Raw genomic sequence first — 21,539 nt, forward strand, 5'->3', positions numbered from 1 at the left:
TCACCTGGCGCACCACCAAAGAGGAACTCACCGAGTACGCCACCGAACTGGCGACCGAGAGCGCCGCCTACATGCGGCCCAACTTCTTCGCCAACACCCCCGACATCCTGCACGCCTACCTCCAGCACGGCCACCGCCCCGCCTTCGAGGTCCGCGCCGTGCTCGCCGCCACCCTCTCCCCCACCTGGGGCATCTACAGCGGCTACGAACTCTGCGAGAACACCCCCCTCAAAGAGGGCAGCGAGGAATACCTCGACTCCGAGAAGTACCAGCTCAAACCCCGCGACTGGGACCGCGCGGAGACAGACGGCATCGCCCCCCTCATCACCCGGCTCAACACCGTCCGGCGCGCCAGCCCGGCCCTGCGCCAGCTGCGCGACCTCCACTTCCACCACGCCGACCAGGAAGCGGTGATCGTCTACAGCAAGCGGAGCGGATCGAACACGGTTCTGGTGGTCGTCAACCTCGACCCCCACCACACCCAGGAGGCCACGGTCTCGTTGGACATGCCGCAACTCGGCCTGAACTGGCACGAGTCGGTGCCGGTGCGCGACGAGCTCACCGGCGAGACCTACAACTGGGGCAGGACCAACTATGTGCGCCTGGAACCGGGACACCGGCCCGCGCACGTTCTCACCGTCCTGCGACCGTCCCCGCAGATCGGAGGGTCACCCACACAATGATCGTCAACGAACCCGTCCCGGACACCTTCGAGGACACTCCCGCCAAGGACCGGGACCCCGACTGGTTCAAACGCGCGGTCTTCTACGAGGTCCTGGTGCGCTCCTTCCAGGACAGCAACGGCGACGGCATCGGCGACCTCAAGGGCCTGACCGCCAAGCTCGACTACCTCCAGTGGCTCGGCGTCGACTGCCTCTGGCTGCCACCGTTCTTCAAGTCCCCCTTGCGGGACGGCGGTTACGACGTCTCCGACTACACCGCCGTCCTCCCGGAGTTCGGCGACCTGGCGGACTTCGTGGAGTTCGTCGACGCCGCCCACCAGCGCGGTATGCGCGTCATCATCGACTTCGTCATGAACCACACCAGCGACCAGCACCCGTGGTTCCAGGAGTCGAGGAAGGACCCGGACGGACCGTACGGCGACTACTACGTCTGGGCGGACGACGACAAGCAGTACCAGGACGCACGGATCATCTTCGTCGACACCGAGGCGTCCAACTGGACCTACGACCCGGTCCGCAAGCAGTACTACTGGCACCGCTTCTTCTCCCACCAGCCGGACCTCAACTACGAGAACCCGGCCGTCCAGGAGGAGATCATCTCCGCGCTGCGGTTCTGGCTGGACCTCGGCATCGACGGCTTCCGCCTGGACGCGGTGCCGTACCTCTACCAGCACGAGGGCACCAACTGCGAGAACCTGCCCGCCACCCACGACTTCCTGAAGCGGGTGCGCAAGGAGATCGACGCCCAGTACGCGGACAAGGTGCTGCTCGCGGAGGCCAACCAGTGGCCGGAGGACGTCGTCGACTACTTCGGCGACTACCGCAGCGGCGGCGACGAGTGCCACATGGCGTTCCACTTCCCGGTGATGCCGCGGATCTTCATGGCCGTGCGCCGGGAGTCCCGCTACCCGGTCTCGGAGATCCTCGCCAAGACCCCCGCGATCCCCTCCGGCTGCCAGTGGGGCATCTTCCTGCGCAACCACGACGAGCTGACCCTGGAGATGGTCACCGACGAGGAACGCGACTACATGTGGGCCGAGTACGCGAAGGACCCACGGATGCGCGCCAACATCGGGATCCGCAGGCGCCTCGCGACCCTCCTCGACAACGACCGCAACCAGATCGAGCTCTTCACCGCCCTGCTGCTCTCCCTGCCCGGCTCGCCGATCCTCTACTACGGCGACGAGATCGGCATGGGCGACAACATCTGGCTCGGCGACCGCGACGCCGTCCGCACCCCCATGCAGTGGACCCCCGACCGCAACGCGGGCTTCTCCTCCTGCGACCCCGGACGCCTCTACCTGCCCACGATCATGGACCCCGTCTACGGCTACCAGGTCACCAACGTCGAAGCGTCCATGTCCTCCCCGTCCTCGCTCCTCCACTGGACCCGGCGGATGATCGAGATCCGCAAGCAGAATCCTGCCTTCGGACTGGGGTCCTACACCGAACTCCAGTCGTCCAACCCGGCGGTGATCGCGTTCCTGCGGGAGTACGAGGACGACCTGGTCCTCTGTGTCCACAACTTCTCCCGGTTCGCCCAGCCCACCGAACTCGACCTGCGGCAGTTCAACGGCCGGCACCCGGTGGAGCTGTTCGGCGGGGTGCGGTTCCCGGCGATCGGCGAGCTGCCGTACCTGCTCACCCTCGCGGGGCACGGCTTCTACTGGTTCAGGCTGCGCGCGGACACGGCCTGACGGCGGCCCCGGCCCGACAGCGGACACGGCCCGACAAGACGAGAGCCCGGGCGGCGGCGGTTTCCTCCGGCCCGCCCGGGGCACGCATCACTCACACCCCCGACGACCCGGGGAAAGGACGTACCGCCATGGCGGAAACGGTCACCCCCTCCACACCCGCTCTCCTCGCCTCGCTCGACCCCCTGCTGCGCGAGTGGCTGCCTCGGCAGCGGTGGTTCGCGGGCAAGGGGCGCCCGGTCACCGGCTTCTCCCCGGTGGCCGAGACCGAGCTGCTGCCGTCGGACGGCAGGGTGGGCCTGCACCATCTGCTCGTCCGTACCGAGCAGCCGCCCGCCCCCGCCGAGGCAGGCGACTGCTACCAGCTCCTCATAGGCGTGCGCGAGGCGCTGCCACCCCGGCTGGCGCCCGCGCTGATCGGCCACGTACCCGACGGCCCGCTGGCCGGCCACACGGTCTACGACGCCCTGTACGACCCGCGGCCCGCCGAGGTGCTCCTGGAGGCGCTGCGCACCCGGGCCCGCATCGGGTCCCTGCGCTTCGAACGGGCCCCCGGCCGGGAGATACGCGACGGGCTCGCGGCCCGCCTGCTGACCGCCGAGCAGTCCAACTCCTCGGTCGTCTACGGAGATACGTTTATCCTGAAGCTGTTGCGCCGGGTGGTGCCCGGCGTCAACCCCGACCTGGAGATACCCCTGGCGCTGGCCCGGGAGGGCTGTGCCCGGGTACCGGCCCCGACCGCGTGGCTGCGCGCGGAGCCGGCCGACGAACCCGGCGCCTCCTACGTCCTGGGCGTGCTGCAACCGTTCCTGAGCGGCGCGACCGACGGCTGGGAGCTGGCGCTGCGCGAGCTGGCCAAGGGCGAGGACTTCACCGCCGAGGCACGGGCCCTGGGCCGGGCCACCGCCGAGGTGCACACGGCACTGGCCCGAGCGCTGCCCACCGTCACCCTCGGCCACGGCGGGCTGGAGCCGCTGGTCGACGGCATGACCGAGCGGCTGGCGGCGGCCGTGCAGGCGGTCCCGGCGCTGCGGCCGTACGAGGACGGGCTGCGGTCCGCCTACACGGCACTGGCCGACCTGGCCGCCGAGGGCCGCACCTGGACCGCCCAGCGGGTGCACGGCGACCTGCACCTGGGGCAGTGCCTGCGCGCGCCGTCCGGGGAGTGGTCGCTGATCGACTTCGAGGGAGAGCCGGCCCGCCCGCTGGCCGAGCGCCGGCTGCCGCAGCCGCCGGTGCGGGACATCGCCGGAATGCTGCGCTCCTTCGACTACGCGGCCCACTCGGCGGCCTCGCCCGCCCCGGGCTGGGCGGACCGGTGCCGGGCGGCCTACTGTTCCGGCTACGCCGAGATCACCGGCACCGACCCCCGCACCGACCCCGTCCTGCTGCGGGCCTACGAGACCGACAAGGCCGTCTACGAGGTCGTCTACGAGGCCCGGCACCGCCCCGACTGGCTCCCCGTGCCCCTGTCGGCAGTCCATCGCCTCGCCACCCCCGACCCGATCTGATCCCGGGAGACGCGTCCGTGACCTCCACGAAGTCCGTATCCGTAGCACCCGACGACCGCGATCGGCTGCAGCTCGGCACGCACCACGACCCGCACTCGGTGCTGGGCGCCCACCCGGTGCCGGGCGGCGGGATAGCCGTGCGGGCGTTCCGGCCGTACGCCCGCGCGGTGACGGTCGTCGCCGGCCGGGATCTGCGGGCCGAACTGAACGACGACGGCGACGGCTTCTTCTCCGTCCTGCTCCCCCTGTCCGACGTGCCGGTCTACCGGCTGCTGGTGGAGTACGACGGGACGGTCCAGGAGGCCGAGGACGCGTACCGTTTCCTGCCCACGCTCGGCGACCTGGACCTGCACCTGCTCGGCGAGGGCCGGCACGAGCGGCTGTGGGAGGCGCTGGGCTCGCGTCCCATGACCCACCAGGGCGTGGCCGGCACCCGGTTCGCGGTGTGGGCACCGAACGCGCGGGGCGTGCGGCTGGCCGGCGGTTTCAACTTCTGGGACGGCACCGGGTATCCGATGCGCTCGCTCGGCTCCTCCGGGATCTGGGAACTGTTCGTGCCGGGGATCGGCGAGGGCGAGCTGTACAAGTTCGACATCACCCGCCCGGACGGCTCCCACACCCTGCGCGCGGATCCCATGGCCCGTCGTACCGAGGCCCCGCCGAGCACGTCGTCGATCGTCCACGCGTCCCACCACGAGTGGACGGACGGGCAGTGGATGAAGCACCGGGCCGACACGCCCGTCCACGAGGCGCCCTTCTCCGTCTACGAGGTGCACCTGCCGTCCTGGCGCCCGGGCCTGACCTATCGCGACCTGGCCGAGCAGCTGCCCGCCTACGTCGGCGAACTGGGCTTCACTCACGTCGAGCTGATGCCGATCGCCGAGCACCCGTTCGGCGGTTCCTGGGGTTACCAGGTCACCGGTTTCTACGCGCCGACGGCCCGGCTCGGCACTCCGGACGACTTCAAGTACCTGGTGGACGCGCTGCACCGGGCCGGCATCGGCGTCCTGATGGACTGGGTGCCGGCGCACTTCCCGCGCGACGACTGGGCGTTGGCGGAGTTCGACGGCCGTCCGCTGTACGAGCACTCGGATCCGCTGCGGGCCGCGCACCCCGACTGGGGCACCCTGGAGTTCGACTTCGGCCGCCGGGAGGTGCGCAACTTCCTGGTGGCGAACGCCGTGTACTGGTGCGAGGAGTTCCACATCGACGGGCTGCGGGTGGACGCGGTCGCCTCGATGCTCTACCTCGACTACTCGCGCGAGCCGGGCCAGTGGACGCCCAACGAGCACGGCGGCCGGGAGAACCTGGACGCGGTGGCGTTCCTCCAGGAGATGAACGCGACCGTGTACCGGCGGGCCCCGGGCGTGGTCACGATCGCCGAGGAGTCGACGGCCTGGGAGGGCGTCACCCGGCCGACCGACGCCGGCGGCCTCGGCTTCGGGCTGAAGTGGAACATGGGCTGGATGCACGACTCGCTGGAGTACATGGCCCACGAGCCGGTGCACCGCAGGTACCACCACCACGAGATGACCTTCTCGATGGTGTACGCGTACAGCGAGAACTACGTGCTGCCCATCTCCCACGACGAGGTGGTGCACGGGAAGCGTTCACTGGTCTCGAAGATGCCCGGCGACTGGTGGCAGCAGCGCGCCGGCGAGCGCGCCTACCTGGGCTTCATGTGGGCCCATCCCGGCAAGCAGCTCCTCTTCATGGGTCAGGAGTTCGCGCAGGGCGCGGAGTGGTCGGAGGCGCACGGCCCGGACTGGTGGCTGCTGGACCCGGCGTACGGCGCCGCGGCCGACCACCGGGGCGTACGGGACCTGGTCCGTGACCTCAACACCGTCTACCGGGAGACCCCGGCGCTCTGGCAGCGGGACACGTCCCCCGCCGGTTTCCAGTGGGTCGCGGGCGACGCGGCCGAGGACAACGTCCTCGCGTTCCTGAGGTACGACGCGGACGGCACCCCGCTCCTCGCGGTCTCCCACTTCTCCCCCGTGGTCCGCCACGACTACCGCCTCGGCGTCCCGGACGACGTCCCGGCGTGGCACGAGGCCCTCAACACGGACGCGGCCGGCTACGGCGGCAGCGGCATCACCAACCCCGACCCGGTCAAGCCCGAACCCCACCCCGCCCACGGCCGCCCGGCGGCCATCCGCCTGACCCTGCCCCCGCTCGCCACGGTGTGGCTGCGACCGGCCTGAGGTCCACGGCGGCCGGGGAGGAGACCCGCGGGGCCTCCTCCTCCGTGGTCGCCCGGGCGATCACTCGCGTGGTCACCCGGTGCCGGCCAGGCCCGCCGGCAGCTCCCCGGTGTGCAGCACCCCCAGCCGCTGGGTGGCGCGGGTCAGGGCCACGTACAGGTCGCTCGTGCCGTACCGGGACGGTTCCACCACCAGGACCGAGTCGAACTCCAGGCCCTTGGCCTGGCGGGGGTCCAGGAGGACGACCCGGCGGGTGAGGTCGGGTTCGCCGCCGGCCGTGACGCCGTCCAGGCGGGCGGCCAGGGAGCGGTGCAGGTCGCGGGGGGCGATCACCGCCAGCCGGCCCTCCGCGGGGGCGAGTTCGGCCACCGCCTTGCCGACCGCGCCCGGCAGGTCGTCGTGGACCCGCCGGACCCAGGGGTGCACGCCCGTCGAACGGACCGAGCTCGGCGGTTCGAAGTCCGGGTGCTCGGCGCGGACCACGGCCGCCGCGAGGTCCATGATCTCGGACGGGGTGCGGTAGTTGACGCCGAGGCGGGTGTGCTCCCAGCGGTCCTCGACGTACGGTTCGAGGATCTTCGACCAGGAGCCGACGCCCGCCGCCTCCGCCGTCTGGACCGGATCGCCGACCAGGGTCATCGAACGGGTCGGGCTGCGGCGCATCAGCAGCCGCCAGGCCATCGGGGAGAGCTCCTGCGCCTCGTCCACGATGATGTGCCCGAACGCCCACGTCCGGTCGGCCGCGGCCCGCTCGGCCGCGCTGCGGAAGTCCTCCTCCTCCTGGCGTTCGGCGAAGCGTTCGGCGTCGATGATGTCGTGGGCCGACAGCACCTCGGAGGCGTCCGGGTCGTCGTCCTCCTTGTCGTCGAACTCGTACGTCCGGGAGGCGTACGACACGTCGAGCACGCCCTGCGCGTACGCGATCTGCGTCTCGCGCTCGCGTTCCGCCCGGGCCCGGGCGACGCGCTCGTCGACGCCCAGCAGCTCGGCCGCCTCGTCGAGGAGCGGGACGTCCGCGACCGTCCAGGCGCGTGTCACCGGGCGGCGGACCGCGGCCGCGTCCGCTTCGCCGAGGTAGCCCTCGGGCGCGGCGAGGAGGTCGGCGACCAGGCCCCGCGGGGTCAGCAGCGGCCACAGCCGGTCGACGGCGGCCCAGACCTCGGGGTTCTCGGCGAGTTCGTCGCGGATCTGGGTGATGTCGGAGGCGTCCAGGAGGCTGCTGCCGTCGAAGGGGTCGGTGCCGACCCGCTCGGCGTACAGCTCGGTGAGGGTGTTGAGGATGTGGCCCTCGAAGTACTCCCGGGCCACGTTGTGCGGGAGCCGGGCCGCGCGGGTGCGCTCGCGGGCCATGTTGACCAGGCCGTCGTCGAGCATCAGCACCTCGCGGTCGTGCTCGACGGTGATCACCGGGTCGGGCAGCGCCTGCCGGTCGCGTACGACGGCGGCGAGCACGTCGGCCATGTCCGCGCGCCCCTTCACGGCGGCGGCCTGCGGGGTGTCCGCCGCCGTCGCCTTCACACCGGGGAACAGCTCCCCGACCGTGGCGAGCAGCACACCGGTCTCTCCGAGCGAGGGCAGCACCTCGCCGATGTAGCCGAGGAAGGCGGGGTTCGGGCCGACGATCAGGACCGCCCGTTTGGCGAGCAGTTCGCGGTGTTCGTACAGGAGGAAGGCGGCGCGGTGCAGCGCGACCGCGGTCTTCCCGGTCCCGGGACCGCCCTCGACCACCAGGATCCCGCGGTGCGGAGCCCGGATGATCTCGTCCTGTTCGGCCTGGATGGTCTGCACGATGTCGTTCATCCGGCCGGTGCGGGCCGAGTCGAGGGCGGCGAGCAGCACGGCGTCGCCGGACGGGTCCTCGTGCCCGGTGCGCTCGCGGTCGCCGAGGTCGAGGATCTCGTCGTGCAGGGAGGTGACGCGGCGGCCGTCGGTGCCGATGTGCCGACGGCGCCGCAGGCCCATCGGGGTGTGGCCGGTGGCCAGGTAGAAGGGGCGGGCGACCTCGGCACGCCAGTCGACCAGGACCGGGGTGCGCTCGGCGTCGTCCAGGCGCAGCCCGATGCGGCCGATGTGATGCCTGGTGCCGGAGGTCAGGTCGATCCGGCCGAAGCAGAGGGAGCCGTCCACGGCGTTCAGCGCGGCGAGCAGTCCGGAGCGTTCGGCGACCAGGATGTCCCGCTCCAGCCGGGCCTGCATCGGCTTGTCACCGAGGGCGAGGGCGTCCGCGACCGCGCCCTCGGTGTCCCCGCGCAGCGCGTCCACCCGTTCGTACAGTCCGTCGATGAATTCCTGCTCGTGGCGCAATTCATCGTCTGGAAATTCGGTGTTTGACAATTCCGCTCCCGCCCGGATATACTGTGCCCACTGAACTTCTTCATGACCTCATCGACTTGGCTCGATGTGAAGTCACGAACTCTTGAATATACGCAAGGAAATCCCCCGAGCGCAATTGCTCGGGGGATTCTTCGTATAACCGGCCGGTTCAGTCCAGCACGTCGGACAGTTCCTCGATCAGCCGCCGCTTCGGCCGGGCGCCCACCATCGACCGCACCGGCTCCCCGCCCCGGAAGACCATGAACGTGGGCATCGACAGCACCTTGTAGGCGTTCGTCGTCTCCGGATTGGTGTCCACGTCCAGCTGGACCACCTTCAGCCGCTCGCCCTCCTCCGCGGCCAGCGCCGTCAGCACCGGCCCCATCTGCCGGCACGGCGGGCACCAGTCCGCGGTGAACTCCACCAGCACCGGCAGCTCCGCCCCGATCACCTCCGCCGCGAAGTCCGCGTCCGTCACCTCGGCCACACCCGCCGCCTTGATCATGGGAAGTTCCCTCCCAGCTCGCACACCGGTTCCGGACCCCCCGGAACCAGCGCATCGGCGGCCAGCTCGGCCCGGGTCCTCCCCCACTCTCGGCTGCGCTCGAGCGGGGGGACCCCCATGGCCCGCTCCAGCTGGGCCCCGACCGTCGCCCGCACCGACTGCAACTCGCCGATCAGCGAGTCCAGCTCCGCCAGCTTGCGCCGGTAGACCGCGAGCGAGGCGGGGCAGGTGTCGCCCTCCGGGTGCCCGGCCCGCAGACACTCCACGAACGGCCGGGTCTCCTCCAGCTCGAACCCGAAGTCCTGGAGCGTCCGGATCTGCGTGAGCAGCCTCAGGTCGCTCTCGTCGTACGTCCGGTGGCCGTTGTCGGCCCGCCGCGCGGGCAGCAGCCCACGCGCCTCGTAGTACCGCAGGGTGCGTGTGGTGGTCCCGGCCCGCGCGGCCAGCTCGCCGATGCGCATGGGTACGACCGTAGGCCTTGACGTCGGCGTCAAGGCAAGGTCGGCTGGAGCCCGGCGGACTCCTCGACCTCCAGCAGGGAGGCGCTGTGCCGTTCCTCGTCGAAGGCCCGGCGGCCGCCGCGCAGCCCGAACAGCCGCTTGGCGAGGGCGATGTAGAGCACGGCGAGGATGTTCAGCACCAGAGTGGCGATCTTCAGGTAGCTCACTTTCTCGGTGAGTTCCCAGATCTCCAGCGGCAGGAACGCGGCGGTGGCGACCACCGTCAGGTATTCCGCCCAGCGCTTGGCGTACCAGAGGCCGACCGCTTCGACGAGTTCGATCAGCGCGTACGCCAGCAGCAGTCCGGCCACCAGCAGCAGCGTGGAGTGTCTGTATCCGAAGGCCTTCTGGATGGAGCCGACGACCGGTGAATGGTCGAGGTCGTAGTGGAAGTGCCGGAAGACCGGCCGGAACGTGTTCAGGTACTCGTTGAACAGCCGTCGTACCGCGTCCTGGCTGTTGCTGAATTTCCACACCGCGACCGCGACCAGCACGATGAACACCCCGCGCACGGCCCGCTCGACCGCCAGGAACCGCAGGATGAACAGGTCCCGCAGCACCTTCCCGCGCGGCACCAGCGGGGCGTCCGCGGCCGGTCCCGAGCCGTGCGGCTCGCCGAGCACGAAGTCACCGCAGCGCAGACAGCGCCACACGTCCCCGACCGCGGTCTGGGCGTGCAGCCGCACCCGCAGCCGCGGGTCGTCCGGTGCGTAGGTGACGTGCCCCTTGCGCGCGCAGTGCCGCCGATCCCAGTCGATCTTCATCCCCCGTGCCTCCTGCCAGGAATGCCAACGTGCCGTTCCGGTTGGTCCGGAGCGGCACGTTAGTGGATTCGGGTGAGAAACGACGGCCAGGGGTCAGCGTGCCCCGGTGTCGGCCAACTCCCGTTCCTCGGCCGGGGCGTCCGCGTGGGTCTTGCCGCGCCCCGGCAGCAGCACCGCCACCAGCACGGTGCCGACGCCCAGGACCAGCGCGCCGACCAGGCTGGTGTGGGCGACCGCGTCGGCGAAGGAGGCGCCGACGGCATCCGTCATCTGCCGTGCCCCGGTGGCGAGTTGCGCGGCCTGCTGCTTCAACTGGGCGGCCTGCTGCGGGTCGGTGGCGTGGGCGGCCCGGGCCGCGGCCTGCCGGGCCTGTTCGCCGATGCCCTGGGCGACCGCGTAGCCGGCGCCGACCGAGTCCTGGGCGGTGGCGAGCGTGCTCGCGGGCAGCCTGCTGCCCCTGGTGGCGTCCGCGAGGTGACTGCCGTACGACGTGGAGAGCAGCGAGCCGAGGATGGCGATGCCGAGGGAGCCGCCGAGTTCCAGCGAGGTGTCGTTGACGGCGCCGCCGACGCCGAGTTCGGACTCCGGGAAGGCCCCCATGATCGCGTCGGTGCAGGGCGAGAGGGCGAGCCCGATGGCAAGGCCCAGGACGATCAGCGGTGCGACGAAGTCGCCGTACGAGGAGGCGGCGTCCACCCGGGTCAGCAGGGCCAGCGCGGTGGTGCCGCCGACCATGCCCGCGGTGACCGTCCACTTCATGCCGACGCGCGGGGTGAGCCAGCCGGTCAGGGCCGAGCCGGCGAAGACCGCCCCGGCCAGCGGGAGCATCCGTACGCCGGTGCCGAGGGCGTCGTAGCCGAGGACGAACTGGAGGTGCTGGGTGAGGTAGTAGAAGGCGCCGAAGACGGCCAGGAAGAAGAGGGCGACGGCGAGGTTGGAGCCGGCGAAGCGGCGGTGGGCGAACCGGCGGACGTCCAGGACCGGACGCGGGTGGCGCAGCTCCCAGAGGACGAAGGCGACCAGGCCCGCGCCCGCGACGACCGCCGCGGTGACGGCCCGGACGCCCCAGCCGAAGTGCGGCCCCTCGATGATCATGTAGACGAGGGAGCCGATCCAGAGCACGGACAGCAGCCCGCCGACGTAGTCGATGCGGTCGTGGTGGCCCGCCCTGGACGGCGGCACGAGCACGAGGGCGGCGACGATCGCGACGGCCGCGATCGGCACGTTGATCAGGAAGGTCGAGGACCAGCCGTGGTCGCGCAGCAGGGCGCCGGCGACCACGGGTCCGGCGGCGATGGCGAGCCCGGCGGTGGCGGTCCACAGCGTGATCGCCTTGGCCCGCTCCGCGCGCGGGAAGGTCGCCGCGAGCAGCGAGAGGGTGGCGGGCATGATGAGGGCGGCACCGGTGCCCATCACGGCACGGGCCGCGATCACCGTGGTGGCGCTGTCGGCGAGGTAGCCGAAGACGGCTCCGCCGCCGAACACGACCAGGCCCAGGACGAGCGCTCCCCGGCGGCTGTACTTGTCGCCGATCGCGCCGAGCAGCAGCATCAGGGCGGCGTACGGGACGGTGTAGCCGTCGATGACCCTCCCCCACTGCTAAACGCGTGGGAGGTGCCCCCAGCGGTCGGAGCTGCTGAGCCCCAGGTCGGCGGTCATGTCGGGCGCGGCGACCGTGAGGGCGGTGTTGGCCATCACGATGATCAGCAGGCTCAGGCAGAGCACGAGCAGCGCCCACCAGCGGCGCGGGTACGGCCGCGGCATCCGCTCGACGGGTTCGTTCATCACGAGTCGCATGGCAGGGATCGCCTTCCTCACAGACGCGTACGACTTGCACAGTGGCGTGCAATTGCACAACCATGTGCAATGTAAGGGATATGCACAACACTGTGCAAATGAAGGAGGTGAAGCCCTTGCGGAGGGACCGCGCACGCCCCCGCGGGGCAGGCAGAATGACAGCCATGACCACCGGTAACACGGGTGCCAGCGCCCGCGCCGACGCCAACCGGCGTCGCATCCTCGACGTCGCCCTCACCGAGCTGCTGCACGACCCCGACGCCTCGATGGACCAGATCGCACGCGCCGCCGGGGTGGTACGCCGGACCGTGTACGGCCACTTCCCCAGCCGGGAGGCGCTGATCGGCACGCTCGTCGACGGCGCGGTGGAGGCGCTGACGGCCGCGGACGCGGCGGCCCGCAGGGAGACGGCGGACCCGGCGGAGGCCGTGGCCCGGTCGGTGCTGGCGATCTGGGAGATCGCCGACCGCTACCGGCTGCTGATCGGCCTCGCCCAGCGCACGGTCACCGTGCAGGGCATCCGCGACCGGCTGGCACCACTGCGCGAGAACAAGGTGGCGGTGCTGCAACGCGGCTTGGACGAGGGCGTGTTCACCTCGCCGCTGCCGGCGCCGGCACTGGCGTACGTCCACGAGCAGCTGCTCTTCGCGGTGATGGAGGCGGTGAACGACGGCCTGCTGGACGCGAAGGAGGCGGGCCACGCCGCCGCGGTCAGCGTACTGACCGCGGCGGGTGTGCCCGCCTCGGAGGCCACCGCGCTGGTGGCCGGGTCGAGCCGGTAGACATGCCTCCGGGCGACTGAGACACGGGGGGAGTCCTCAGCCGCCCGGAGAGCGGTGACCGGACGGCCGGCCCGGGTTCAGGCCGAGCCGGACGCCCGGTGGTCGTGGCGCCCGGGGCGCTCAGGCCTTCGCCAGCTCCTCGCGCTGCTCGGGCAGTTCGGGCGTACCGCCCTCGCCCTCGCCCTCGTCCAGCAGCGTCTTCTCGTCGAACGGCAGCTCGCCGGCGAGCACCTGCTGCATCCGGGCCTTGTCGATGTCCTTGGTCCAGGTGCCGATCAGGACGGTGGCGACCGAGTTGCCCGCGAAGTTCGTCAGGGCACGCGCCTCGCTCATGAAGCGGTCGATGCCGACGATCAGGCCGACACCGTCGACCAGCGCGGGCTTGTGCGACTGCAGACCGCCGGCCAGCGTGGCCAGACCGGCGCCGCTGACGCCCGCCGCGCCCTTGGAGGCCAGCAGCAGGAAGAGCAGCAGCGGGATCTGCTCACCGACCGACATCGGCGTACCGAGGGCGTCGGCGATGTACAGGGACGCCATGGTCATGTAGATCATGGTGCCGTCGAGGTTGAAGGAGTAGCCGGTCGGGACGGTGATGCCGACCACGGCCTTGCTGACACCCAGGTGCTCCATCTTCGCGATGAGCCGCGGCAGCGCGGACTCGGAGGAGGAGGTGGACAGGATCAGCAGGAACTCGCGGGCCAGGTACTTGAAGAGCGTGAGGATGTTCAGGCCGGCCACGATCCGCAGCAGCGCGCCGAGCACGATGAAGACGAAGAGCACACAGGTCACGTAGAAGCCGAGCATCAGCACGGCCAGGCTCTTGAGCGCGTCGAGACCGGCGGACCCGACCACCGCCGCGATGGCGCCGAACGCACCGATCGGGGCGGCCCACATGATCATGCCCAGGATGCGGAACACGAGCCGCTGGATGTGCTCGACACCGCGCAGCACCGGCTGTCCGACCGAGCCCATGGCCTGGAGCGCGAACCCGGCGAGCAGCGCGATGAGCAGCGTCTGGAGCACCTGGCCCTCGGTGAAGGCGGACACGAAGGTGGTCGGGATGATCGACAGCACGAAGTCGACGGGGCCGAGCGCCTCGGAGTCGACCTGGCTGTGCCCGGTCGCCTTGATGGCGTTGGTGAGGTGCAGCCCGTCACCGGGGTGCAGGATGTTGCCGACGACGAGGCCGATGGCCAGCGCGACCAGGGACATCACCAGGAAGTAGCCGAGCGCGATACCGCCGACGGCACCGACCTTCGCGGCCTTCCGTACCGACCCGATGCCGAGCACGATCGTGCAGAAGATGATCGGCGAGATCATCATCTTGATCAGGTTGACGAACCCGGTTCCGAGGGGCTTGAGCTCGACCCCGGCGTCGGGCCAGATCAGCCCCACGACGATACCGAGCGCCACGGCGGCGATCACCGCGAGGTAGAGGTAGTGGGTGCGGTCTCTCTTGGCGGTGGGTGCGGCTGGTGCCGTTGGCGTCGTCGTCACGGCTCGCCTCCTTGACGTCATCGTCGGCATCACCGGCGTGCGGCTCACGTCCGGGGGATGTGGTGAATGCGGCTTCGGAGGAGCGGAAGTCCTGGCCGGAACCGACTGTCCGACTTCCGTTCATTCCTCGTTGCGGTGACTATCTCCTGCCCTGTGAGGCCGGTCACCCTTGTGTTCATTGAGTACATCGGAGCCGGCGAAGCCGTAGGGGGCGAGCTGCGCGGACGGCCGCCGATCACGGCGAGGCACACTGAGTCCATGCACATCCCCCGTGTCCCCGGACCGCGCAGCCTGGCCGGCCAGCTCTTCGCCATGCAGGCCGTGCTGATAGCCGTGGTCGTGGCCGGATACGCGCTGTTCACCTACGTCAGCGACCGGCACCAGGCGGAGGAGGCGGCGACCCGGCAGGCGACGGCCGTGGCCCGGTCGGTGGCCGACTCCCCCTCGGTCCGTGCGGCGATCCACACCTCGGACCCCTCCGCGCGGCTCCAGCCGTACGCCCTCCAGGTCATGCGGGGCACCGAGGTCGACTTCGTCACGATCATGACCCCGGACGGCATCCGGTGGACCCACCCCGACTACCACCAGATCGGCAGGCGCTACCTCGGTCACATCGACGCGGCCCAGCACGGCCACACCTACAGCGAGACCTACAAGGGCACGCTCGGCGCGTCGGTGCGCACGGTCACCCCGGTGGAGGAGAACGGCCGGGTGATCGGCCTGGTGAGCGCCGGCATCAAGGTGGAGGCGATCAGCCAGCGGGTCCAGGAACAGGTGACGGCGCTGTTCGGGGTGGCGGCGGGCGCCCTGGTGCTGGGCGCGCTGGGCACCTACGTCATCAACGCCCGGCTGCGCCGCCACACCCACGGGATGAACGCGGCGGAGCTGAGCCGGATGCACGACTACCACGAGGCGGCGCTGCACGCGGTGCGGGAGGGCCTGCTGATGCTGGACGGCCAGTACCGGGTGGCGCTGATCAACGACGGGGGCCGGGAGTTGCTGGGCGTGGACACGGAGGAGGAGGTCGTGGGCCGCTCGGTGGCCGGGCTGGGGCTGCCGGCCCCGCTCACGGGCGCGCTGCTGTCCTCCGAGCCCCGCATGGACGAGGTGCACCTCACGGCGGACCGGGTCCTGGTGGTGAACACCTCGCCGGTCTCGGGCGGCGAACGCCGGGGCACCGTCGTCACCCTCCGGGACGTCACCGAACTCCAGTCCCTGATGGGCGAGTTGGACTCGGAGCGGGGTTTCACGCAGGCGCTGCGCTCGCAGGCGCACGAGGCGGCGAACCGCCTGCACACCGTCGTCTCGCTGATCGAGCTGGGGCGGGCCGCGGAGGCCGTCGACTTCGCCACGGCCGAACTGGAGCTGGCGCAGGCCCTGACCGACCAGGTGGTGTCCGCCGTCGGCGAACCGGTCCTCGCCGCGCTGCTGCTGGGCAAGACGGCCCAGGCCCACGAGCGGGGCGTGGAGCTGGTGGTCTCGGACGAGAGCCGGCTGGATGACGGTTTGCTACCGGAGAGCCTGTCGGCACGCGATCTGGTGACCATCCTCGGCAACCTGATCGACAACGCGGTGGACGCGGCCCAGGGGTCGGTGGGGGCACGCGTGACGGTGACCGCCTACGCGGAGGATGCCGAGCTGGTGATGAGGGTGACGGACACGGGGGCGGGGGTCGACCCCGCGCACGCGGAACTGGTGTTCCAGCGCGGCTTCTCCACGAAGCCGGCGGGCCCCGGCGGCCGGGGGCTGGGCCTGGCCCTGGTCCGGCAGGCGGTCACCCGCCTGGAGGGGACGCTCACCGTGACGGAGGCGCCGGAGGGCGGCGCGGTGTTCGAGGTACGGCTGCCGTTGCGGAAGGCACAGCCGGTGTCCGGGGGCGAGGCGTGATGACGACCGGTGGTGACCCGATCCGGGTGCTCGTCGTCGAGGACGACCCGGTGGCCGCGGACGCGCACGTGATGTACGTCGGGCGGGTGCCGGGGTTCGTGGCGGTGGGGAAGGCGCACACGGGGGCGGAGGCCCGGCGCATCCTGGACCGTACGCCGGTGGACCTGCTGCTCCTGGACCTGCACCTGCCGGACGTGCACGGCCTCCAGTTCGCCCGTTCCCTGCGGGCGGCCGGGCATCAGGCCGACGTCATAGCGGTGACGTCGGCGCGGGACCTGGCGGTGGTGCGGGAGGGCGTGTCGCTGGGTGTCGTCCAGTACGTCCTGAAGCCGTTCACCTTCGCCACGCTCCGGGACCGGCTGACCCGGTACTCGGAGTTCCGGGCGGCGGTGGGCGAGGCGAGCGGCCAGGACGAGGTGGACCGCGCCCTCGCGGCGCTCCGCGCACCGACCCCCGCGGCACTCCCGAAGGGCCTGAGCGCGCCGACCCTGGAACGGGTGACGGTCGCCTTGCGGGAGGCCGAGGACGGCCTCACCGCGGCGGCGCTGGCGGAGAGCGTGGGGATCTCGCGGATCACGGCCCGCCGCTATCTGGAACACCTGGTGGAGGCGGGACGGGCGGGCCGGAGCCCACTGTACGGGCAGGTGGGGCGGCCGGAGCTGGTCTACCGGTGGGGCAAGGGGTGAGGACACCGGCCTGAGCGCGTCGACGGGGACGGCGGGCGCGCCCGCCGCGTCGACGGTACGGCGTCAGGCCGGGGTCCGTGCCGGTCGCGCCGGCCTCGTGTACAGCAGCACCTGCACCCCGAACCCGGCCACCGCGACGGCCTCCAGCACCGACAGGACGACGAGCGGCCCGCCTCCGTCACCGGCCGCCCAGAACACCGCCAGGGCCGCGAGCGGCACCGCGCAGAACGCGGTCAGGTCGATCGCGGCCTGGATCCTCTTGCGGGACCGCCGCCGGACATCGGTCCGGTGATACGCCTCCCACCCGAAGGTGACGAAGTCACTTTCCGCGGACGTGAGTCGTGCGAGCCGTGGTCCCAGCTCCTCGCGCACGTAGTGGCCGATCGCCGAGATCTTCTCGTCGTTGACCAGGTAGGTCCACCCGAGCACCACGCACACCGGCGGCAACGCCAGCAGCATCGACGCCTGCTTGGCCTGCGCCGCCGCGGCGATGACGGCGGCCACCACTCCGAGCGTCACGTACAGCAGGTTGTCCCGGAACCCGATCCGCGCCTTCTGCTCGTCCTTGACCGTCTGGTACTCGGCAAGCAGCAACTGCCCGACGCTGACACCCTGTTCCGGCATACGACTCTCCCCCGCACGACGTCAAACCCACGCAGACGCATTGACCTGACTAGACCACTCCACTTACCTTCGCACGGCAAGAGAGACGAACCCCCAGGCCACAGCGCAGTGGCCGCCGAGGAGGTCGTGCCCGTGCGCCCCACCGCCGTCAGCATCCTTGCCCTCGCCCTCGTCACCACCGCCGCCACCGCGTCCCTCACCTCATGCGGCAGCGGATCCGGAAGCAGCCCCGACACCGTCAGGGTCTCCTTCAAGCAGTCCATGGACAACTCCGTCAAGGTGACGGACAACTACCTCGCCGGCATCAAGAAGCAGTTCGAGAAGCAGTATCCGGGGAAGAAGGTCGAACTCGTCCCCATCAAGGCCTCGGACGCCGACTACTACACCAAGCTTCAGCAGATGCTCCGGTCGCCGAGGACCGCTCCCGACCTGGTCTACGAGGACACCTTCCTCATCAACTCCGACATCACCAGCGGGTACTTGAAGCCCCTCGACTCCTACCTCGCCAAGTGGCAGGACTGGGACCAGTTCATCGGCACCGCGAAGACCGCGGCCCGGGGTGAGGACGGGAAGACGTACGGGGTGCCGGACGGGACCGACACCCGCGGACTCTGGTTCGACAAGCGGGTGTTCAGGAAGGCCGGCCTGCCGCTCGACTGGCAGCCGAAGACCTGGGACGACGTGCTCGCCGCCGCCCGGACGATAAAGAACAAGGTCCCCGGCGTCACGCCCCTCAACGTCTACACCGGCAAACCCGCGGGCGAGACCGCCGCCATGCAGGGCTTCGAGATGCTGCTCTACGGCACCGGTGACGGCACCTCCGACCCCCTGTACGACAAGGCGGACAAGAAGTGGATCGCCGGGAGCCAGGGGTTCAAGGACGCGCTGTCGTTCGTGGAGACCGTGTACAAGGACAAGCTGGGGCCGGACGTCTCCGACGCGCTCGACCCCAACTACCGGACCACTGTCTGGGGTGAGCTCATGCCCGAGGGCAAGCTGGGCATCAACCTCGACGGCTCCTGGCTGCCGCAGACCTGGCTCCAGGGCAGCGGGCGGGCGTGGGCGGACTGGTCGAAGGACCTCGGGCTGGCCTACATGCCCACCCAGCACGGGCAGGCCCCGGGCAAGGTGAGCATGTCCGGCGGCTGGACGTGGGCGATCCCGGCCAAGGCCGGCAACCCCGACCTCGCCTTCGACTTCGTCAAGACCATGCAGACCAAGGCGAACGCCGAGAAGTGGTACATCGCCAACTCGGGTATCGCGGTGCGCAAGGACGTCGCGGACGATCCGTCGTACGTCAACGCCCAGCCCGGCATCAAGTTCTTCACCGACCTGGTCGCCAGCACCCACTACCGGCCCGCGTACCCCGCCTACCCGAAGGTCTCCACCGCCATCCAGGACGCCATGGAGGGGGTGACGACCGGGGACGCCTCGGTCGACAAGGCGGCGAGCCAGTACGACACGACGCTCAAGGACGTCACCGACAACCAGGTGACCACCAAGTGAGCGCGGGCTCACGGCGGTTGTTCCGGGCACTGCCCCTCACCCCCGCCCTCGTCCTGCTGCTCCTCTTCCTCGCGGGGCCGATCGCCTACTGCGCGTACATCGCCTTCACCGACCTCCAGCTCACCGGCCAGGCTCACGCCTCCTTCGTCGGTCTCGCCAACTTCCGCACGGCGTTCCACGACGACGCCTTCCTGAACGCCGTCTGGCTGACCCTCGTCTTCACCGTGCTGTCCTCACTCCTCGGGCAGAACACACTGGGGCTGGCGCTCGCCGCGCTGATGCGGCGGGCGTCGAAGCCGGTGCGGACGCTCACCGGCGGGATCGTGATCACGGCATGGGTGCTGCCGGAGGTCGTCGCCGGGTTCCTGCTGTACGCGTTCTTCCGGCGGGAGGGCACGCTGAACGCCATCCTGGACCTCCTCCGTCTGCCGTCCCAGAACTGGCTGTTCACCCTGCCCATCCTGGCCGTGTCATTCGCCAACGTGTGGCGCGGCACCGCCTTCTCGATGCTCGTCTACTCCGCCGCCCTCGACGAGATACCGGACGAGATCGAGGAGTCGGCGGAGGTGGACGGCGCCGGCGGCTGGCGGCGGATGTGGCACATCACGCTGCCGATGATCCGGCGGTCCATCGGTACGAACCTGATGCTCAACACCCTCCAGACGCTCTCCGTCTTCGGGCTGATCTGGGTGATGACCCGGGGCGGTCCCGGTGACAGGAGCCAGACCCTGCCCCTGTTCATGTACGAACAGGCCTTCCAGAACAGCATGATCGGATACGGCACCGCCGTCGCGCTGCTCCTGCTGCTCGTCGGCTCGCTCTTCTCCGTCGTCTACATGCGGCTGCTGCGCACGGAGGTGTGAGACCACCAGATGCCCCGCTCCAGAAGCCGTTCCCGGCGCCTCGCCGCCGACCTCGGGCTGCTCGTCGTGGCCGCCGCGTTCGTGCTCCCGCTCGCCTGGGTGCTGCTGTCCGCCGTCGACCCGCACGCCGATCTGCGGGTGAAGATCCCGGACGGGTTCACGCTCGGCAACTTCGACGCGATCCTCACCCCCGACATCACCTACACCCCGCTGCTCAACAGCCTGATCCTGTGCGGCGGCGCCACCGCGCTGACCGTCGCCTGCGCGGCCCTCGCCGCCTATCCGCTCTCCCGCTACCGGTCCCGGCTCAACCGGCCGTTCCTGCTGTCCATCCTCTTCGCGACCAGCCTGCCGATCACCGCGATCATGGTGCCGGTCTACGCGCTGTTCGTACGGGTCAACCTCATCGACACCATGCAGGGCACGATCCTGTTCTTCGCCGCCTCCCAACTCCCGTTCGCCATCTGGCTGATGAAGAACTTCATGGACGGCGTACCGAAGGAGCTGGAGGAGGCCGCCTGGACGGACGGGGCCAACTCCGCCCAGTCGCTGGTGCGGATCGTGCTGCCGCTCATGGGACCTGGGCTCGCCGTCGTCACCGTCTTCGCCTTCGTGATGATGTGGGGCAACTTCTTCGTCCCGTTCATGCTGCTGCTCTCGCCGGACCAGATGCCCGCCTCGGTCAGCATCAACGACTTCTTCGGCAACCGTGGCCTGGTCGCCTACGGCCAGCTCGCCGCGTTCTCCGTCATCTACTCGACGCCGGTGATCCTGCTGTACGTGCTGGTCGCGCGGCGGCTGGGCGGCGGGTTCGCGCTGGGCGGCGCCGTCAAGGGATGAACAGGACGAGCAGATGATCGAAACAGTACGTTCGCACAATCCGTGTTCCTGGCCGAACGGACCGTAGTCAGCGCCCCCGCCCGCCCCTACCTTGTCGGCTGTGCGCCGACCCCCAGCTCTGCCGAACCAGCCAGGTCCTCCCTTCGACGCCCCCGCCGCGCGCAGACTCCGGTCCGCGCTCGGCATGGGGCCCGAACACGTGGCCCACGACCTGCGGGCGTCGTACGGGATGCCGTACGCCACGCCCGATCTCGTGCGCGCCTGGGAGCAGGGGGCCGTGGTCCCCACCAGTCCCGAACTCACCGCGCTCGCGGGGGTGCTGTGGTGCTCGCCGGGTGACCTGATCGGCCGGCCGCGGACCCTGCGCGAACACCGGATCGCGCGGGGCGTCGCGCCGGAGGACGTGGCCATGGCGGTGGGTCTGGAACTCCTCCCCTACCTGGACATGGAGGAGGCCGGGGACTGGCGGGGCACGGAGCGGCAGTCCGCGGTCCTCGCCGACCTCCTCCAGCTGTCCCTGCCGGACTTCGTCACCGTCACCGGAAAGGAGGAGAAGCTGGCCGGCCTGCTCCGCGGCGCGGTCACCACCCGCTGGCAGGCCCACGTCCGGCAGGTGGGCAAGCTGGTCCCGCTGGACAGACACCTGCTCGAGAACACCCTGCGCGAACTCCACGAGGAGTACCAGGGCCGCATGACAGCAACGCTCTCATGGGCCGACTCACCCACGTCAGCACAGGCCCAACAACTGGGCGAGGACTTCCTGACCCGGATCGTCACGCACTTCTGGACCGCAATCGAAAACGGGAACTTCTGAACACCCCTGACCGAAAGCGCCCCGAAGGGGCGCGGGGAACTGCGCGACCAGCCCCCACGGACCCGCACT

16 protein-coding genes and 2 pseudogenes are annotated in these 21,539 nt (G+C 70.6%); 11 read left to right on the forward strand and 7 right to left on the reverse strand.

What is annotated here, in order from left to right:
* The 4 genes and pseudogenes from MB828_RS19260 to glgB all read left to right on the forward strand — a co-directional run.
* Positions 1–683 (forward strand): annotated as a pseudogene (locus MB828_RS19260) (alpha-1,4-glucan--maltose-1-phosphate maltosyltransferase); the annotation flags it as partial.
* Positions 680–2,380: a maltose alpha-D-glucosyltransferase gene (gene treS / locus MB828_RS19265; protein WP_133025229.1), complete on the forward strand. Its 1,701-nt coding sequence runs from the start codon at positions 680–682 to the stop codon at positions 2,378–2,380. The pseudogene MB828_RS19260 and the gene treS, both read left to right, overlap by 4 nt.
* A 128-nt stretch (positions 2,381–2,508) precedes the next feature.
* Positions 2,509–3,888: a maltokinase N-terminal cap-like domain-containing protein gene (locus MB828_RS19270; RefSeq protein ID WP_301649298.1), complete on the forward strand. Its 1,380-nt coding sequence runs from the start codon at positions 2,509–2,511 to the stop codon at positions 3,886–3,888.
* Between the two features lie 17 nt (positions 3,889–3,905).
* Positions 3,906–6,092 carry a 1,4-alpha-glucan branching enzyme gene (gene glgB, locus MB828_RS19275; protein WP_343236182.1) on the forward strand — a complete coding sequence of 729 codons (2,187 nt, stop codon included), beginning with the start codon at positions 3,906–3,908 and terminating at the stop codon, positions 6,090–6,092.
* 72 nt (positions 6,093–6,164) lie between these two features.
* Here the strand turns inward: glgB and MB828_RS19280 are convergent, their stop codons facing one another.
* The 5 genes and pseudogenes from MB828_RS19280 to MB828_RS19300 form a co-directional block, all read right to left on the reverse strand.
* Complete coding sequence (locus tag MB828_RS19280) at positions 6,165–8,396, reverse strand: HelD family protein (RefSeq protein WP_301649299.1); 2,232 nt, start codon at positions 8,394–8,396, stop codon at positions 6,165–6,167.
* A gap of 178 nt (positions 8,397–8,574) precedes the next feature.
* Complete coding sequence (locus MB828_RS19285) at positions 8,575–8,892, reverse strand: thioredoxin family protein (protein ID WP_206306303.1); 318 nt, start codon at positions 8,890–8,892, stop codon at positions 8,575–8,577.
* A gap of 14 nt (positions 8,893–8,906) precedes the next feature.
* Entirely contained in the window at positions 8,907–9,371 is a 465-nt protein-coding gene (locus MB828_RS19290; RefSeq protein WP_301649300.1) for a MerR family transcriptional regulator, read from the reverse strand.
* Positions 9,372–9,400: 29 nt separating this feature from the next.
* On the reverse strand, positions 9,401–10,174 hold the full coding sequence (locus tag MB828_RS19295; RefSeq protein WP_132888960.1) for a DUF2127 domain-containing protein: 774 nt from the start codon (positions 10,172–10,174) through the stop codon (positions 9,401–9,403).
* Between the two features lie 93 nt (positions 10,175–10,267).
* A pseudogene (locus MB828_RS19300) lies at positions 10,268–11,971 on the reverse strand (MFS transporter).
* 155 nt (positions 11,972–12,126) lie between these two features.
* On the opposite strand from MB828_RS19300, the gene MB828_RS19305 reads away from it, so the two are divergent.
* Positions 12,127–12,753 (forward strand): TetR/AcrR family transcriptional regulator, encoded by a 627-nt coding sequence (locus MB828_RS19305; protein ID WP_301649301.1) that lies wholly within the window; start codon positions 12,127–12,129, stop codon positions 12,751–12,753.
* 120 nt (positions 12,754–12,873) lie between these two features.
* Here MB828_RS19305 and MB828_RS19310 read toward each other — a convergent pair whose 3' ends face one another.
* Positions 12,874–14,271: a cation:dicarboxylate symporter family transporter gene (locus MB828_RS19310; protein WP_301649337.1), complete on the reverse strand. Its 1,398-nt coding sequence runs from the start codon at positions 14,269–14,271 to the stop codon at positions 12,874–12,876.
* A gap of 237 nt (positions 14,272–14,508) precedes the next feature.
* Here MB828_RS19310 and MB828_RS19315 point away from each other — a divergent pair, with 237 nt between their 5' ends.
* Together MB828_RS19315 and MB828_RS19320 are read left to right on the forward strand one after the other, a co-directional pair.
* Positions 14,509–16,137, forward strand: a complete 1,629-nt coding sequence (locus tag MB828_RS19315; RefSeq protein WP_301649302.1) for an ATP-binding protein — start codon at positions 14,509–14,511, stop codon at positions 16,135–16,137.
* Positions 16,137–16,823 carry a response regulator gene (locus tag MB828_RS19320; RefSeq protein WP_301649303.1) on the forward strand — a complete coding sequence of 229 codons (687 nt, stop codon included), beginning with the start codon at positions 16,137–16,139 and terminating at the stop codon, positions 16,821–16,823. Before MB828_RS19315 ends, MB828_RS19320 begins: the two co-directional genes overlap by 1 nt.
* A gap of 63 nt (positions 16,824–16,886) precedes the next feature.
* Here MB828_RS19320 and MB828_RS19325 read toward each other — a convergent pair whose 3' ends face one another.
* Positions 16,887–17,447, reverse strand: coding sequence for a hypothetical protein (locus MB828_RS19325; RefSeq protein ID WP_301649304.1), 561 nt, complete (start codon positions 17,445–17,447; stop codon positions 16,887–16,889).
* A gap of 132 nt (positions 17,448–17,579) precedes the next feature.
* Between MB828_RS19325 and MB828_RS19330 the strand changes: the two genes are divergently transcribed.
* From MB828_RS19330 to MB828_RS19345, 4 genes are all read left to right on the forward strand, one after another.
* Positions 17,580–18,953, forward strand: coding sequence for an extracellular solute-binding protein (locus MB828_RS19330; RefSeq protein ID WP_301649305.1), 1,374 nt, complete (start codon positions 17,580–17,582; stop codon positions 18,951–18,953).
* Entirely contained in the window at positions 18,950–19,816 is an 867-nt protein-coding gene (locus tag MB828_RS19335; RefSeq protein WP_301649306.1) for a carbohydrate ABC transporter permease, read from the forward strand. The genes MB828_RS19330 and MB828_RS19335 overlap by 4 nt, the downstream gene beginning before the upstream one ends.
* 9 nt (positions 19,817–19,825) lie before the next feature.
* On the forward strand, positions 19,826–20,656 hold the full coding sequence (locus MB828_RS19340) for a carbohydrate ABC transporter permease (RefSeq protein ID WP_046730853.1): 831 nt from the start codon (positions 19,826–19,828) through the stop codon (positions 20,654–20,656).
* Positions 20,657–20,747: 91 nt separating this feature from the next.
* Positions 20,748–21,470 carry a helix-turn-helix domain-containing protein gene (locus MB828_RS19345; protein ID WP_301649307.1) on the forward strand — a complete coding sequence of 241 codons (723 nt, stop codon included), beginning with the start codon at positions 20,748–20,750 and terminating at the stop codon, positions 21,468–21,470.
* Positions 21,471–21,539 lie beyond the last annotated feature (69 nt).

It is taken from the genome of Streptomyces arenae (assembly GCF_022343545.1).
Taxonomy (GTDB): domain Bacteria; phylum Actinomycetota; class Actinomycetes; order Streptomycetales; family Streptomycetaceae; genus Streptomyces; species Streptomyces humi.

Excerpts from the sequence above, each read along its gene's own strand:
- MB828_RS19305 (WP_301649301.1), top strand. The coding sequence starts at position 12,127 with ATGACAGCCATGACCACCGGTAACACGGGTGCCAGCGCCCGCGCCGAC.
- MB828_RS19290 (WP_301649300.1), bottom strand. The coding sequence starts at position 9,371 with ATGCGCATCGGCGAGCTGGCCGCGCGGGCCGGGACCACCACACGCACC.
- MB828_RS19270 (WP_301649298.1), top strand. The coding sequence starts at position 2,509 with ATGGCGGAAACGGTCACCCCCTCCACACCCGCTCTCCTCGCCTCGCTC.
- MB828_RS19310 (WP_301649337.1), bottom strand. The coding sequence starts at position 14,271 with ATGACGTCAAGGAGGCGAGCCGTGACGACGACGCCAACGGCACCAGCC.
- MB828_RS19320 (WP_301649303.1), top strand. The coding sequence starts at position 16,137 with ATGACGACCGGTGGTGACCCGATCCGGGTGCTCGTCGTCGAGGACGAC.
- treS (WP_133025229.1), top strand. The coding sequence starts at position 680 with ATGATCGTCAACGAACCCGTCCCGGACACCTTCGAGGACACTCCCGCC.
- MB828_RS19325 (WP_301649304.1), bottom strand. The coding sequence starts at position 17,447 with ATGCCGGAACAGGGTGTCAGCGTCGGGCAGTTGCTGCTTGCCGAGTAC.
- MB828_RS19340 (WP_046730853.1), top strand. The coding sequence starts at position 19,826 with ATGCCCCGCTCCAGAAGCCGTTCCCGGCGCCTCGCCGCCGACCTCGGG.
- MB828_RS19295 (WP_132888960.1), bottom strand. The coding sequence starts at position 10,174 with ATGAAGATCGACTGGGATCGGCGGCACTGCGCGCGCAAGGGGCACGTC.
- MB828_RS19315 (WP_301649302.1), top strand. The coding sequence starts at position 14,509 with ATGCACATCCCCCGTGTCCCCGGACCGCGCAGCCTGGCCGGCCAGCTC.